Source organism: Sedimentibacter saalensis, from assembly GCF_007830175.1.
Lineage (GTDB): Bacteria > Bacillota > Clostridia > Tissierellales > Sedimentibacteraceae > Sedimentibacter > Sedimentibacter saalensis.
This window is the reverse complement of sequence record NZ_VLKH01000005.1, coordinates 219,570-233,652: the sequence shown is the minus strand read 5'-3', so window position 1 is coordinate 233,652 and position 14,083 is coordinate 219,570. Positions and strand designations below refer to the sequence as shown.

Annotated in this window: 15 protein-coding genes; 2 read left to right on the top strand and 13 right to left on the bottom strand. The window is 36.2% G+C overall.

The window, feature by feature from the left end; all coding sequences use genetic code 11:
- Positions 1 to 168: 168 nt before the first annotated feature.
- The 8 genes from ortA to LY60_RS11015 all read right to left on the bottom strand — a co-directional run bounded on the left by ortA (position 169) and on the right by LY60_RS11015 (position 8,585).
- Positions 169 to 474 (bottom strand): 2-amino-4-oxopentanoate thiolase subunit OrtA, encoded by a 306-nt coding sequence (ortA, locus tag LY60_RS11050; RefSeq protein ID WP_145083487.1) that lies wholly within the window; start codon positions 472 to 474, stop codon positions 169 to 171.
- Positions 475 to 611: 137 nt separating this feature from the next.
- Positions 612 to 2,048 carry a Na+/H+ antiporter NhaC family protein gene (locus LY60_RS11045; RefSeq protein ID WP_145083484.1) on the bottom strand — a complete coding sequence of 479 codons (1,437 nt, stop codon included), beginning with the start codon at positions 2,046 to 2,048 and terminating at the stop codon, positions 612 to 614.
- 156 nt (positions 2,049 to 2,204) lie between these two features.
- Positions 2,205 to 3,569 carry a sigma-54-dependent transcriptional regulator gene (locus LY60_RS11040; protein WP_342783532.1) on the bottom strand — a complete coding sequence of 455 codons (1,365 nt, stop codon included), beginning with the start codon at positions 3,567 to 3,569 and terminating at the stop codon, positions 2,205 to 2,207.
- A complete protein-coding gene (locus tag LY60_RS11035; protein WP_145083481.1) occupies positions 3,550 to 5,535 on the bottom strand; it encodes a transporter substrate-binding domain-containing protein in 1,986 nt (661 codons plus the stop codon). The genes LY60_RS11040 and LY60_RS11035 overlap by 20 nt, the downstream gene beginning before the upstream one ends.
- 17 nt (positions 5,536 to 5,552) lie before the next feature.
- A complete protein-coding gene (locus LY60_RS11030) occupies positions 5,553 to 6,254 on the bottom strand; it encodes an NAD-dependent protein deacylase (RefSeq protein ID WP_145083478.1) in 702 nt (233 codons plus the stop codon).
- Positions 6,251 to 6,469, bottom strand: coding sequence for a (2Fe-2S)-binding protein (locus tag LY60_RS11025; protein ID WP_145083475.1), 219 nt, complete (start codon positions 6,467 to 6,469; stop codon positions 6,251 to 6,253). The genes LY60_RS11030 and LY60_RS11025 overlap by 4 nt, the downstream gene beginning before the upstream one ends.
- Positions 6,462 to 7,370: a GNAT family N-acetyltransferase gene (locus LY60_RS11020; protein WP_246145419.1), complete on the bottom strand. Its 909-nt coding sequence runs from the start codon at positions 7,368 to 7,370 to the stop codon at positions 6,462 to 6,464. Before LY60_RS11020 ends, LY60_RS11025 begins: the two co-directional genes overlap by 8 nt.
- 105 nt (positions 7,371 to 7,475) lie before the next feature.
- Positions 7,476 to 8,585 (bottom strand): polysaccharide deacetylase family protein, encoded by a 1,110-nt coding sequence (locus tag LY60_RS11015; RefSeq protein ID WP_145083469.1) that lies wholly within the window; start codon positions 8,583 to 8,585, stop codon positions 7,476 to 7,478.
- Positions 8,586 to 8,724: 139 nt separating this feature from the next.
- On the opposite strand from LY60_RS11015, the gene LY60_RS11010 reads away from it, so the two are divergent.
- Complete coding sequence (locus LY60_RS11010; protein ID WP_019228476.1) at positions 8,725 to 9,255, top strand: DUF4364 family protein; 531 nt, start codon at positions 8,725 to 8,727, stop codon at positions 9,253 to 9,255.
- Here the strand turns inward: LY60_RS11010 and LY60_RS11005 are convergent.
- Positions 9,248 to 10,138 carry a YncE family protein gene (locus LY60_RS11005; RefSeq protein WP_145083466.1) on the bottom strand — a complete coding sequence of 297 codons (891 nt, stop codon included), beginning with the start codon at positions 10,136 to 10,138 and terminating at the stop codon, positions 9,248 to 9,250. The two genes, LY60_RS11010 and LY60_RS11005, sit on opposite strands and share 8 nt — an antisense overlap.
- Before the next feature lie 124 nt (positions 10,139 to 10,262).
- On the opposite strand from LY60_RS11005, the gene LY60_RS11000 reads away from it, so the two are divergent.
- Entirely contained in the window at positions 10,263 to 10,775 is a 513-nt protein-coding gene (locus tag LY60_RS11000; protein WP_019228478.1) for a ferritin, read from the top strand.
- 53 nt (positions 10,776 to 10,828) lie between these two features.
- Here the strand turns inward: LY60_RS11000 and LY60_RS10995 are convergent, their stop codons facing one another.
- The 4 genes from LY60_RS10995 to LY60_RS10980 form a co-directional block, all read right to left on the bottom strand.
- Complete coding sequence (locus tag LY60_RS10995) at positions 10,829 to 11,617, bottom strand: patatin-like phospholipase family protein (protein ID WP_145083463.1); 789 nt, start codon at positions 11,615 to 11,617, stop codon at positions 10,829 to 10,831.
- Positions 11,618 to 11,637: 20 nt separating this feature from the next.
- Complete coding sequence (locus LY60_RS10990; RefSeq protein WP_145083460.1) at positions 11,638 to 12,342, bottom strand: LysM peptidoglycan-binding domain-containing protein; 705 nt, start codon at positions 12,340 to 12,342, stop codon at positions 11,638 to 11,640.
- Positions 12,343 to 12,411: 69 nt separating this feature from the next.
- Positions 12,412 to 12,852, bottom strand: a complete 441-nt coding sequence (gene rnhA, locus LY60_RS10985; protein WP_145083457.1) for a ribonuclease HI — start codon at positions 12,850 to 12,852, stop codon at positions 12,412 to 12,414.
- Between the two features lie 30 nt (positions 12,853 to 12,882).
- The gene (locus LY60_RS10980) at positions 12,883 to 14,079 is read right to left on the bottom strand and encodes a 3-phosphoglycerate dehydrogenase family protein (protein WP_212633477.1); all 1,197 of its coding nucleotides are present in this window, start codon (positions 14,077 to 14,079) and stop codon (positions 12,883 to 12,885) included.
- Positions 14,080 to 14,083 lie beyond the last annotated feature (4 nt).

Genomic DNA, 14,083 nt, shown 5'->3' with positions numbered 1-14,083 from the left:
TGCTCTGACTGAATTTTTTGAATTTCTGCAATTGTAAATCCTGCTTCTTTCATCATTCTTTCATAGTCAAATGCAATTGAACCGCTTTCAAACTGAGAAAAATCAAGTCCTGCTGAATTTTTCATTATTTCCGGTCTTCTGGCCATGACTGCAGCGTAGCTCATATCTTTATTCATTTTCTGCACCTCCAAATAAGATGTTTCTTACTTGTTCGCTCACTACCAAAAGTTCAGGAACAAACTTGCCAAAATCATGTTTGTAATATGGATTAGCTTCCAACAATGTTCCGCGCTCTTCGCGCTTTGTTCTTGTTAAAACTGTTACTTCATCTCCAATATTTGCATCTGACTGCAAATATCCTTTAACCCATAATTCCAGTGGTACCTGTTTTGTGTCATCTGGAACCTGAGGAGCTCTTTGTGATGGTTCTAATACATTTCTGTGGATTAAAACCCATTCGCCTTTTTTTATCATTTAAAACACTTCCTTTTTATATATTACGGTAATTGACTATTCCGCCATTTTTCAGCGGGAGGACAGTAACCCTACAATGGGGTTAGGGCTTTTATAATTTTTAACTGCCATGCAAATACATGGCAGTCATTATCATTTTAAGCTTCTTTCTTTTGTTTTGATGCTTTACTTAAATTGTCGTTTTGTCCAATGCCAGCCAGTATAGAAATAAACATTACTGCAAGCATTGCGTATGAATAAAATACGTATGGCATAACTTGTGTTGCCACTAATGGGGCGCTGCTGTCAGCTGCAAAACCCAATGTGTAAATCATGGCTGGTGTCCAAGGCAGTGCATAACACAATGTGTTTGACTGTGCATCCAGAAGGTTTGCAACTCTGTATGGGCTTATTCCATGCTTGTCTCCCAAAGGTTTTGCAAATGAAGCTCCAACTGCCAGAATTGCCGGTGCATTCAATCCCATAAGTGCTGAAAGGATTATTACCATTCCTGAAATTGTAAGCTCTGCTCCAATTCTTGTGTTTGCAACTTTTCCCAGGGCATTTAAGAGCTTTACATCTCCCTGTCCTTGTCTCATTATGGAAATTGAACCAAAGAGAAGAAGTGCAAGTATACAAACCTGAATCATGCTGTTTAAACCTGCATAAATAACTCCACCTACTGTACGGTCAAGTCCGGCACCTGAAACTGTCAGCAGAGCAGGTCTTACTGCATCAACTACATCTATTTGAACTATGTCAAACAATCCAGCGGCAACTCCTGTTGCTGCAGCAAACACTGAACCTATAGTTGTAGCAATTATTATATCTCCAGTTTTTACAGCAATGTATATTGTTGCTATAACAGGAATTAACATGAGCAATGTTTTAGGATCATAGCTGTAAGCTTCAGCTGCAGCTCCGGCTGCCCCACTTCCTGAACCGAATATAAAAATACATATGATTGTTATTAATCCTGCTGCCATGGCATATTTAAGTCTTGATCTAACAACTCCAGGTACATCAACGCCTTGTGAAGTTGCAGAACAAATTGTTGTGTCTGAAACAGGAGCCAGGTTGTCACCAAATGCTCCTCCTGAAATTATAACTCCTGCCATCATTGCAGGATTAGCACCAAGAGCAACACCTGCCGGATAAAGAACGCCCATGCCTGCTGCTATTGTGCCAAAGCCAGTACCTGATGCAGTTGCAAAAACAGCTGATGCGATAAATGAAACAACTATGAACATTGTGCTGCTTACCCCCATGCCTGCTGCAACACCGGCAATACCTGATGCAAGACCAGATGTTCTCAATATTCTTGAAAATACACCTGCAAACAGCCAGCACACTACAGGGATTATTGCTTCCTTGCTTGCCATACCATCAATTACAGCATTAGCAAAATCACTTTTGTTTTTTGCAAAGAAAAAACCGACGATAATAGCCATAAATGCAGGCACCCACAAAGCGCCGTCTGAAATTGATCCAAAATGAAATGTTGTTGTGATTATTAATGCCAAAAATACCAGGAATGGAATAAATGACATCCATTCACCGCCGTAAAACTCAAGTTTCTTTCTTTGTGATTCCATTTGATTACCTCCAATAATATATAGTTCACTTATATATAAGCAATATGCATGCCAACATTTTATATGAATTAAAACCGGCAACAAGGCCAAAAGGCATAAAAAATACCAGGAAATTTTTTTCAACGGGAAATTTTTTTCCTAGCACTTTTTTTCCTATTATTTGATATATTCCTTAAGGTCCAACTCAATTATTTTGTTGAAAAGCTGTCTTCTGCTTATTTCCATAATATTTGCAGCATGTGTTATGTTGTTTTGGCATTCTTTCAACACCTGAATAATGTAACGCTTTTCAAAATTTTGTTTTGCTTCCTTGTAAGGTGTAATATTTTCTTTTTCATTTTCATTGACATTGATTTTCTCGGTTTTGAACATTTCTGCCTTAAGTACACCTCCATTTGACAAAACCACAAGCCTTTCAATAATATTCTTAAGCTCCCTTATGTTGCCGGGATATTTGTAGTCTAAAAGATATGCTTTTGTATCTTCGTCAATGGTCTTTATTCCCTTTCCCATTTCCATGTTGAACCTGTTGATGAAAAAATAAATCAAATCTTCAATGTCTTCCCTTCGTTCTCTGAGGGGAGGAACCTTTATTTCTATGGTGTTTATCCTGTAGTACAAGTCTTCCCTGAACCTGCCTGAAAGAACAGATTTGCCAAGATCTTTGTTTGTTGCTGAAACCAGCCTGAAATCAACATCAATTAATTTGTTTGATCCTATTCTCTCAATCTTCTTTGTTTCCAATACTCTTAACAGCTTCACCTGTGTGTTTTCTTCCATGTCTCCGATTTCATCGAGGAAAATTGTTCCGCCGTTTGCTTCTTCAAGATGCCCTATTCTTCTTGAGGCTGCACCTGTGAAGGCTCCCTTTTCATGTCCGAACAGCTCAGATTCAATTAATCCTGCAGAAAAATACTGACAGTTTATTGGTATGAACGGCATTTGAGCACGTGGGCTTTTTTCATGAATCAAATGGGCAATTATTTCCTTACCTACTCCTGATTCTCCTGTAATCAGTACGTTTGAGTTGCTTGCAGCCACAAGTTCAACCATTTCAAAAACCTTCTGCATTTTCTTGTTTTTGCTGGTACAAAGATGTCTGCCCTTTTCATTGTTTTTGTTGATTTTATTGATGTTTTGCAGAGAAAATATTTTATAAACTTTTTCTATTTCAAGTATCAGCTCTTCCGGGTTATGACTTTTGATAAAATAACCAAAGGCTCCCATTTTCATTGTCTGTACTGCTGTCTCAATGCTGCCGTAGCCGGTTACCATTATAACTTCAACATTTTTGTCATATAAGTCCTTTACTTCCCTTAAAAAGCTCACTCCGTCTTTACCGGGCATCATAATGTCTGTAATAATAAGAGGGTAAAATTCCTTATCCATTACATTTAATGCTTCTTCGGCAGAACATGCGGCTTCTATATTGTATCCTTTTCTTTTAAGAAGCATCTTATATGTTTCTCTGTAATCTGCATCATCATCAACTATTAATATTTTAAATAATCCTGTCATCATTGTTCCTTTCTGCTGGTATTGTTATGGTAAACTTTGTTCCTTCTCCAAGTTTGCTGGATACATGAATTTTGCCGCCCATTTTTTCCACTTCCGAATAAACAATAAACAACCCAAGGCCTGTTCCCTTTCCAAGTTCCTTCGTTGTAAAAAAAGGATTGAATATGTTGTTCATGTTTTTTTCGTCAATTCCGCATCCTGTATCTTCGCACACAATGATGATATTGCCTTCTTCTACATTGGCGTTTATTTTAATTTCTCCCCCATGCTCCATTGCTTCTACTGCGTTTGAAATAAGGTTAAGCAAAATGTGTTCCATGCTTTCTGTGCTCAATTTCAGCTTTTCATCAATACTGCATTCTAGAGAAACTCTTATATTTTCTTTTTTGATTATATCATTGTGCATCTCTATTATTTTTTGAATTATTTCCTTCAGATTTACAAAATCTTTTTTGTTTCCCGTAAGTCTTGAAAAACTAAGTATGTTGTCTATTATCGAACTTGCCCTGTTCACGCTTGAATCTATGAAATCCAGAGACTTGTTTGTTGTTTCTTCCTGATTTTCATTTAAACGAAGCAAGTAACTCTGTGTCCTGATAATCCCCAGCGGATTTCTGATTTCGTGAGCCATGCCTGCTGCAAGCTGCCCCACTGCAATCATTTTGTTTGTCTGAAGCATTTGGTTTCTGTTTATTTTATCTATTGTTATATTTTTTATTGAAATGAGTACAGTGTCTTCTGCTCCTTTTAGCAGCTGACAAGTTATTTCATAAACATCCTTGCCAGCCATTACTTCTTTTTTGATTGTTTTCTGCAATTTGAGAGTTTCATCAGCCATGCAGCCTGTGCAGCCGTTGCAGAAATTTTTCAAATAATTTTCACAGTTTTCTCCTGCAATTTTTTCTCTTGTAGTTCCAGAAAAATCAGCAAAACTTTTATTGCAGTTTATAATATTTTTGTTTTTGTCAACTACAATCATGTATTCAGTCATGCCGTCAAAAATTATCCTAAGCTCATTGCGGCTGCTTTCAAGTTCAATGGTTCTACGTCTCACCTGTTTTTTTAGAGAATAGTTGTTTAAAATTATCACTGTGAAACCAATTAAAGCTATTATAACGGAAATAATTATATTTTCAATCATTTCTGCGTCAGTCTTCTTTGCAATGAGAGGCGTTGATATTCCAAACCACTTTTGCTGAATTTTTTCAAGTTGTCCTTTTTTGTTCATCTGCAAAATAGCCTTGTTGAGTATGGAAACAAGCTCAGGCTTATTTTTTGATACAGCAAGAACAACCTCTTCTTCATAGAGAACCTGATTGATATAATTAGGATTTGTATTTTGACCCCTCTCCACAAGAAGATATGTTATAATTGGCTCATCGCCAATTACTGCATCAACTTTACCTGATAAAAACATTTCAAGTCCTTCTTCAACATTTTGAGTGTACACAAGATTTGCAGCAGGATAATTTTCAATTAAGTATGCATTGGCATAATCACCTTTTTCTGTTGCAATTACCATGTTGTTAATTTGTTCTAATTCAAAGCTTTTGTTGTTTTTTGTAAGAAGAACTGTCCTTAAATTGTAAATGGGGTCTGTAAACAAATAATATCTGCTTCTTTCCTCATTAACAAACATATCACATATGTGAGTATTTCCATTTTTCAGTGATTCCAATGCATGATTCCACTCCATGGGAACAGTCTGAATGTCAACTCCAAGTTCAAGAGACAGCTGATTGATGTAGTCCACCACAACACCTTTGTACTGATCATCAATTTCGTCTACAAAACGCAGTGGCGGAGCATTGTCGTTTGCTGCATAAATAATGGAGTCCTGCTCTTTGAGCCACTGAATTTCAGAGCTTGTCAAGTTTTTCCTTACATCTCTTTCATAAGCAAATATTATAATTACAACTACTAAAATCATTACTGCAAGTATGCTTAATATTTCTTTTCTTCTGTACATTTAATCCTCATTTTGATTTATTGAAATACTTTTCCGATATTGTCGCAGATTACCAAATCAGCCCTTTTATCCAGTGAAGTTGAAGACTTGTTTATAAGCACAAGCTTTTTCCCCTTAAAATAATTAATGAGACCTGCTGCAGGATACACAACAAGTGAAGTTCCCCCAACTATGAGCACATCGGCTTTTTCTATGTATTCCACAGATTTTTCTAAAATTTCACTATCAAGGCTTTCCTCATACAACACTACATCGGGTTTTATAGTTCCTCCGCACTGGCACTTTGGAACACCCTTTGAATTTACTATGCTGTACACGTCATAAAACTTACCGCACTTCATACAGTAATTGCGCCTGACTGAACCGTGAAGCTCCAGAACATTTTTGCTGCCGGCTTCCTGATGAAGTCCATCAATATTTTGTGTTATAACACATTTTAGCTTTCCTCTTTTTTCAAGTTCAGCAAGCTTTATGTGAGCTTGATTTGGCAAAGCGTCTAAAAATATCATTTTATTTTTGTAAAAATCATAAAATTCAGATGTGTTTCTCACAAAAAAACTGTGAGAAATGATTGTTTCAGGCGGATATTTGTATGTTGTGCTGTACAGCCCGTCAACACTTCTAAAATCCGGTATGCCGCTTTCAGTTGACACACCTGCTCCACCGAAAAATACTATGTTGTCGCTTTCTTCAATTATATTTTGTAAGTCCTGATTCATTGATTTTCCTCCCATTCATTAATAAGCATGAGAATTTTTTCCCTGCATTTATTTCCTCCGCAGGAACCTCCGCCTGAGCCGGTAATTTTGTTTACTTCATCAACTGTAAGGGCACCTTCCTTTATGGCTTTCTTGATTGAAGACCTTGAAATTCCCTTGCAGATACATACCTTTGTCATTTTGTCCATTATTTCGGATTTTTTGTTATCATCCATAATTCTCTCCATTGTCATTTCTAATAATATAATAATCCATGGTGTATCTTTCAGAAAAACCGCAGGACTTGTAAAGATTAAGTGCATTTTTGTTATTTGTGAGAACCTGCAAAAAAATACTTTCAGCATTGTTTTTCAAGAGTTCTTCAATTGCCATTGAAAGTATTTGACGTCCGTAACCAAGGCCCCTGTATTCAGGCAATACACCCAATCCATAAATTCCTCCTTGTTTGTTGTTGATTTCAATCCTTACCTTGCCAATTGCTTCATGTTCTTTTTCTGCCATATATGTAATGTTTTTATAGCTTCCGCCCTCTGTTTCAATGTTATCTTCTTCTGAGAACTCCATATTGAAATACATTGAATTTTGTCTTGCAATTTCTGATGCATCATCTTTTGTGATTTTTCTTAACTTAAGAGTTTTAGATTGTAATTTTTGAAAACTTTCAATGTTTAAAATCATGTCATATTCAGAATGAGCATACCCGTCACATACACTTTTTATGAATTCAATTCCGGAAGTTGATTGATGGTCACTTATAAGCAGCATGGAAACGGATTTTCTTTTCTGCCATTCATCACGAACCAGTGAAAAAAGTCTTTTGAAAACACCCATTCTTCTATACTGGGGATGAACCATTCCGTTCACTTCGATTTCGTCCCCTCCGAAATCACAGATTCCTAAGTACCCTATAAGCTCATCATTGTTAAAATACATAAATTCATTTATGTTAACTAAATTTGTTTCTGGTGACTTCAAGTTACTTAATTTATAATCAAGTTCAAGTTTAAGTGATGTTTTATCATGTTCATGGCATATATTTTCTAAGTACTTTATTTTCTCGTAATCATTTCGGTCTATGATACTTTTAAGCTTAATGCTTGGATTTATTATATTCATCATTTCCCCCTACATTTCAATTTACTCTATTGTACTCGATTTTTTTGAAGTTCTCAATATTATTTATTAAATTAATGGCGAACAAAAAAGAGAGGCAAGCCTCCCTTAATATACGTTTATTATTTTTTCTCCTGTTATTTCCTTGTTCAGATATTCTTCATGTTTTTTTGGTATTGTAACAACATTGCTGTTTCCATCGCTTATAAATTTTTCTCTTGAACCTGCTTCGAATTGTTTGAAGTAATCATACATTCCGCAGTTGTCCACCTTTATTTCGCTTGCAGTAACCCTGTACAGGCTCTTGAAGTTGTTCATGGTGTCAAAAGGCGAATATGCAGGCCTCCAGCCCACGTCAAGAACTGCAATGTTTTTATATTCCCTGCCTTCGTAACTTCCTTCAAGCATGTAGTCTAAATATTCATCTTTTGGGTTGCTTCCGTGAGGGAGAGCCAATGTTTCAATATTATAGTCAGGCACGTATGAGTTTATTATGTTGTTCACGCTTCCTATTTCAGCCTGAATATCATCACTTCCCAGCATTTCGAGCTTTTCGTGGCTGTATGTGTGATTTCCGATGTCATAACCATTATCAACAAGAAAGTTCATTTTATCATTTACGTATTCTTTTTGTCCGAAAGGGTTTGTGCCAAGGAAGAAACTTGCCGTAACATCAAAATCGCTGTACTTGTTTTTAAACTCTTCAAGTATACCCACAGCACAGTCAGGGTCTATGACAAGCTGCCCATTTTCTTCAATGTAGTTAAAATTGTTCTGCCTTCCGTCATCAAAAGTCAGAATTATAGGTGTGTATCCAGCCTTAGTTTTTATTTCACCTTTGGCATAGTCATTAAGGCTTATCATTTGATACTTGTTCTGATACATGTATTCCAGATCTTTTCGGAAATTTTCCGGAGTTCTCTGCCAGTCTGATTCAGTATCCCCTATTCCGTGATACATTAAAATCATTATTTCACCAAGTTCATTTGGATTTAATGATAAATCTATTTGTGATACAGGATCAATAATTACTTCATCCTCATTGTTTTTATTATCATTATTACTTACCGTTTCTTCTGGAAGTGTGATGTCTTCATTTTCAACAGGTGCTTCCTGCTCCGTAGCGCTGCCTGATGATGGAACTTCCCCCTGAATGTTGCTGCAAGATGTAAGCAACACAAATGATAATACTGTCAATAACAAATACGCTTTTTTCATTTCATACCCCTTTTTTTTATATATATCAATTTTATATCATAACAACAATAATGTCCACATGAAGAATTTTCATATTTTATATTGTTATTAATTTATATTTTGGTATAATAAATAATATATATTATCCAGGAGGACTAAATTGGGAAACGGCAACAAAATTGCACAGGATAAATTAAAATTGTTATATATGCTCAATTACATCAACATCCCTCTTACTAATATTGAGCTTACAAATTACATATTAGATCATAACATCATGGATTATTTTACCCTTCAGCAGCTTTTAGGTGACTTGTGTGATGCAAAGTTTGTAGTACTAAACTCTAAAAATGGCAATGAGTATTATTCCATATCAGAAGCAGGCATTGCTGCACTTGAAATGTTCGCAGATAAGCTTCCCGATTATTTCACAAAGGAAGTAGAAACAAACTTTTCATTTTTAAAAAAGCAGATTAAAAGACAGAGGGAACTGCTTGGACACTATTACAAAAGAAAAGAAGACGAGTATATTGTGACTCTTCAGGTCATGGAAAATGAATCCATCATTTTCAGCTTAAGCATAAATGTTCCAACAGAAGATTTAGCAAAAAACATATGCAAAAAATGGGATTCAAATCCTGAAGAAATATTCGGCAGCATCATAAATACACTGACTTCAGACCTTAAATAATCTTTATGCAGTCCGGAATAAAATTTAGTTCTATTGTTTCGTTTATTGTAAGACTTTGCTTGTCAACGGATACAATCTGGTTCTTTTTGGAATTTGACACATATATGTTATTTTTACCGACGGCAATACTTTCAGGATAACCGCCCAGAAAGATTTTCTTTATTATTTTTCTTTTAAAGACATCAATAACATAAAGGCTCTTATCAACTATGTTAATTGTATAAATCATATTTTTGTCAATTAAAAAATCAGATGCAAGTCCTTCTAGTTCTATTACATCATTAACAGCTGCCTTTTGCAAATCCATAAAGTTTATTTTTGTGTGAACATTTCCGTTTACAAAGTATGTCATCACTACTAGGCAGTCATTTGACAAAACCAGGTGCATAGGCTTTCCATCTGTGGTGAAATAGCGTTTGTTTTCACTTATCAGGCTGTATTCTATAACCAAATTTTCTTCATAGCAGGTTGTATACAGCATTTTACTGTCTTCAGCTACAATTACATCGTGTGTCTTTATTCCTGCAGGTATGGATTCTGTCAAAGTGAATGTTGACAAATCAATTACAGAAATATTGTCGGAATCAAAATTTGAAACATACATGGTATCATTGTAAATGAACATGTGGCGTGGATCTCTTCCTACCGTTGTTTCTAGAAAATCACCATCATTATAGCCATATTTGTAAATTTTATTGTTGAATGAATCGGCCAGATACACACAATTTTCATAGGTAATGATGCTGTGTATAGAAGCCTTCTCAAGACCGCTTAAATCAACCGCCTTTTTACATATGTAATCATCGCCAAATAGTTCCAGTAAGAAAAGCATCAATCGTCCATTGCTCATGCCCGTTGCAGCCACCTTTTCATCACATATCATAGCAATCACCTCCATGTAGTATATGACAAAGAGCAAAATAAGTTAATATGAATTTTTATTTTTTGTTTTGTTTGAATATTTTTGGGTATCTATATACTAAATAGATTACTTAAAGGAGATTATCATGTTGAATGAAAAAGTATCAAGTTTGATTAACGAACAAATTAATAAAGAATTTTACTCGGCATATTTATATCTGGATATGTCAAATTACTATAATGAAGCAGGGCTTAACGGCTTTGGAAACTGGTTTAAAGTTCAGGCACAGGAAGAAAGAGACCACGCACTTTTATTCCTTCAATACCTGCAAAACAACGGCGAAAAAGTGACACTCACAGAAATCAAGGCTCCAGACATCACTTTTTCAAGTTTCATGTCACCGCTTCAGGAATCTTTGAAACATGAGCAGTTTGTTACAGCTTCCATAAACAATATCTACAGTGAAGCTTCCAATATAAAGGACTATCGTACAACACAATTCTTAGACTGGTTCATTAAGGAACAAGGCGAAGAAGAAAAAAATGCAGAAGATTTGATTTTAAAATACAATGTTTTCGGATCAGATGCAAAAGGTCTTTACATGCTGAACCAGGAGCTGGCTGCAAGAGTTTATGCTCCGCCTTCACTTGTTTTATAAATTATTAAACAGCAGAAAATTCTGCTGTTTTTTTATTTAAAAAACGCCGATATTTAAAATATCTGGCGTCTTTCATCAAGTATTCTTTTTGCATCTTCATAACCTTGACGGATCATCCACTTTATTCTTTCCGAACTTGCTTCTAATGTACTGCTTAAATATTCATCAGGTGCTATGTCTATTATTTCAACATTTTCAAAACTGCTGTAATCATACTTTTCAGGTCTCAGGCGTACTGCAATTATTATATCACAGCCCTTATCAGCCGCCATTTCCACAGGTAATTTTAAAAACATGCTTCCATCAAGATAATACTTATCTCCTATGGGCCTTGGTGTAAATACCGGCAGATAACAGCTGGCAAAAACAAATTCGTGAAGCATACCCTCCGGTATATCTTCCTTAAAAAGCTTCAATGGTTTTCTGTCAGTGAGGCAGTATGTTGCAAGTCCGTATTCAATCACTGAATCACGAATATCTTTTTCTCTCACCACATCCTTGTAAAATTCAATGATGGGCTCAGGATCCACACCTGAGCTTTTCAAATAGCTATTTTCAAATTTGTCGATGTTTCTTGTTATTTTATCAAATATATCTTGAGAATTTTTGCTTTTCTTTTTTTTATTGTCCGAATATGAAAAATCAAATTTGCTCCACAGTTCAGTGCTGTTATCATAATCGCCCAATACGTAGGACACTCCGTTAAGAGCTCCGATTGATGTGCCGACCACGCATTGGTAATGGATGTCTAGTTCCTTTAAAGCTTTCAAGACACCTATCTGGTAAGCACCCTTTGCTCCCCCGCCCTCTAAAGCAATTCCTACTTTTTTTTTGCTGTTCATTTATTTCTCCTATTATCTATTTATACATTTGGTACACATACCCTGGTTCCAGAAATAAGGAAGTTTGACGGCCTTAAATTTGGATTGGCAGTAAGTAATGCAGATGGCGAAATGTTGTGTGCAATTGCCACCGTTGCCAGGCTTTCTCCAGGTTTTATAATATATTCTCTTGAGTTTTCTGTGTCACATTCCTGAAAGTTTTCAGGAGGTATGCAAAGTTCTGTTCCGGGAACTATTATGTTCGGATTAAATTCGCGGTTAGCTTCCACCAGTTCATTAAGGCTTAAATTGTAAGATATAAGAATGTCGCTTAATCTTGTTCCTTCCTGAATTACTACAACTGTTCCAAAAGGACAGCCTGCGGGCACATTAGGAATGCATATCTCCTGGCCAACCTTTAAGTCATATGGATTTGCTTCCGGGTTAGCTTCAAGGAGTATATTCAAAGGCAGTCTATACCTTAGGGCAATGTTGTAAAAGCTGTCTCCTTCAACAATTGTATAATATGCTCCGTTAATGCATGATGGTCTTTCAGGAACCCTTGGAACACATAGAGACATTCCTTCAGTCAAGGTGCGAAGTCTCAGTGTAGGATTAAGTTCCAGAAGTCCAACTAAATTTGTTCCGAATCTTGCCGCAATGGAATTTAAAGTATCACCGGGCTGAACCACATAGGGCATGGTAAATTTGTTGGGGCATAAATTTTGATCTTGTCTATAAATCATTATATAATCACCTCATAATATAATTTGTTAATTTATAATATTCATGAGGCTATGAATGTTTCTTAATAGTTAACTAGAAAATTTATCCCTTTCTCTTACAGCAAGCTTGTCGCAGCGTTCATTGTAATGATGCCCGTTGTGTCCAAGGACGTGAATGAACGTAACATTATGAATGCTTGCAGCTTTCAAAAGCCTTTGCCATAGCTCTAAATTTAAAACCGGCTTACCGTCAGACTTTTTCCAGTTTTTTTTCTGCCAGGATACAAGCCACCCTTTATTAAATGCATCTGTCACATATTTGGAATCCGTAGTTACAGTTACTTCACAGGGCTGTTTTAATGCTTCAAGGCCTATGATTACGCCCATGAGCTCCATCCTGTTGTTTGTTGTGTTTTCTTCTCCCCCACTCAGTTCAGCTTCCTTGCCGTTGTATTCAAGTATGACACCGTATCCTCCCGGACCGGGATTTCCGCTGCAGGCTCCGTCTGAATATATGTTGACTTTTTTCATTATTTCTCCGCCTTTTACTACTATCTAATGCTATTGTATGTTATTTGTTTTTTGTTCTGTCTTCTGTCTTATGAGCATTACTCTCAATATTCCGTAGTGTTCTTCCAGCTCTTTAAGTTTTGCTTCATTTATTTCCCCAACAACATCTATTATGTTGCAGGCATAATCGCCTCTGCTCTTGTTGACCATTCCTATTATGTTTACGTTGTGGCTTGCCAGGGCTGTAGTCATTTGTCCTATCATATTTGGAATATTTTTGTTCAATACCACAATTCTGTCAGTTCCGGGATATCTGTCCATTGAGCAATCAGGAAAATTAACTGAATTTGTGATGTTTCCTCTTTCCAGATACTCAGTAAGCTGAGTTACAGCCATTTCTGCGCAGTTTTCTTCTGCTTCAAAAGTTGAACCGCCAAGATGAGGTATGCACACAACATTTTTAGCAGCCAAAAGTTTTTCTGTAGGAAGGTCTGATACGTGATATCCTACCTTGCCGCTTTCTAATGCTTCTATGAGGTCATCGTCATTAATAATGCCTGACCTTGCAAGGTTGAGTATCTTCACACCGTCCTTCATTAATTTTATATTTTCTTTGTTTATATAATTTTTAGTTTCATCACTGTAAGGAACATGAAGAGTGATGTAGTCACTTCTTCTGTAAAGCTCGTTTATATCGCTTGTGTACTGAACATCCCATGACAAAGCCAGAGCATTTTTTACAGATATGTACGGATCGAATCCTATAACTTCCATTCCAAGCTTCACACCCATGTTTGCAACAAGGTGTCCCACATTTCCCAGACCTATTACCCCAAGAGTTTTTCCCTTTAGTTCAGGCCCAACAAATTTAGATTTGCCTCTCTCCACTGATTCCACGACATTTTTTTCTATGTTTCTCGTCCAGTCTATGCTGTCGATTATTTTTCTTGAACTCATCAAAAGTCCCAGGAATGTAAGTTCACAAACTGCATTTGAATTTGCTCCGGGAGAATTGAATACGACGATTCCTTCTTCAGCGCATCTTTCTATTGGTATGTTGTTAACTCCTGCTCCGGATCTTGCTATGGCCTTCAGTTGTTTTGAAAACTTCATGTCATGAATGTCCATGCTTCTCATTACTATTCCGTCTGCTTCGCTTGTTTCTTGTTCTATCAATGTATATTTCTCTTCGGAAAACAAATTTAAAGTTTCCTTAGGAATTTTACAAAACAGTGCTACTTTATTCATTTTC

Coding starts and splice junctions, on each gene's coding strand:
- ortA (WP_145083487.1), bottom strand. CDS start 474: ATGATAAAAAAAGGCGAATGGGTTTTAATCCACAGAAATGTATTAGAA.
- LY60_RS11045 (WP_145083484.1), bottom strand. CDS start 2,048: ATGGAATCACAAAGAAAGAAACTTGAGTTTTACGGCGGTGAATGGATG.
- LY60_RS11040 (WP_342783532.1), bottom strand. CDS start 3,569: ATGATGACAGGATTATTTAAAATATTAATAGTTGATGATGATGCAGAT.
- LY60_RS11035 (WP_145083481.1), bottom strand. CDS start 5,535: ATGTACAGAAGAAAAGAAATATTAAGCATACTTGCAGTAATGATTTTA.
- LY60_RS11030 (WP_145083478.1), bottom strand. CDS start 6,254: ATGAATCAGGACTTACAAAATATAATTGAAGAAAGCGACAACATAGTA.
- LY60_RS11025 (WP_145083475.1), bottom strand. CDS start 6,469: ATGGATGATAACAAAAAATCCGAAATAATGGACAAAATGACAAAGGTA.
- LY60_RS11020 (WP_246145419.1), bottom strand. CDS start 7,370: ATGAATATAATAAATCCAAGCATTAAGCTTAAAAGTATCATAGACCGA.
- LY60_RS11015 (WP_145083469.1), bottom strand. CDS start 8,585: ATGAAAAAAGCGTATTTGTTATTGACAGTATTATCATTTGTGTTGCTT.
- LY60_RS11005 (WP_145083466.1), bottom strand. CDS start 10,138: ATGATATGTGATGAAAAGGTGGCTGCAACGGGCATGAGCAATGGACGA.
- LY60_RS11000 (WP_019228478.1), top strand. CDS start 10,263: ATGTTGAATGAAAAAGTATCAAGTTTGATTAACGAACAAATTAATAAA.
- LY60_RS10995 (WP_145083463.1), bottom strand. CDS start 11,617: ATGAACAGCAAAAAAAAAGTAGGAATTGCTTTAGAGGGCGGGGGAGCA.
- LY60_RS10990 (WP_145083460.1), bottom strand. CDS start 12,342: ATGATTTATAGACAAGATCAAAATTTATGCCCCAACAAATTTACCATG.
- rnhA (WP_145083457.1), bottom strand. CDS start 12,852: ATGAAAAAAGTCAACATATATTCAGACGGAGCCTGCAGCGGAAATCCC.
- LY60_RS10980 (WP_212633477.1), bottom strand. CDS start 14,079: ATGAATAAAGTAGCACTGTTTTGTAAAATTCCTAAGGAAACTTTAAAT.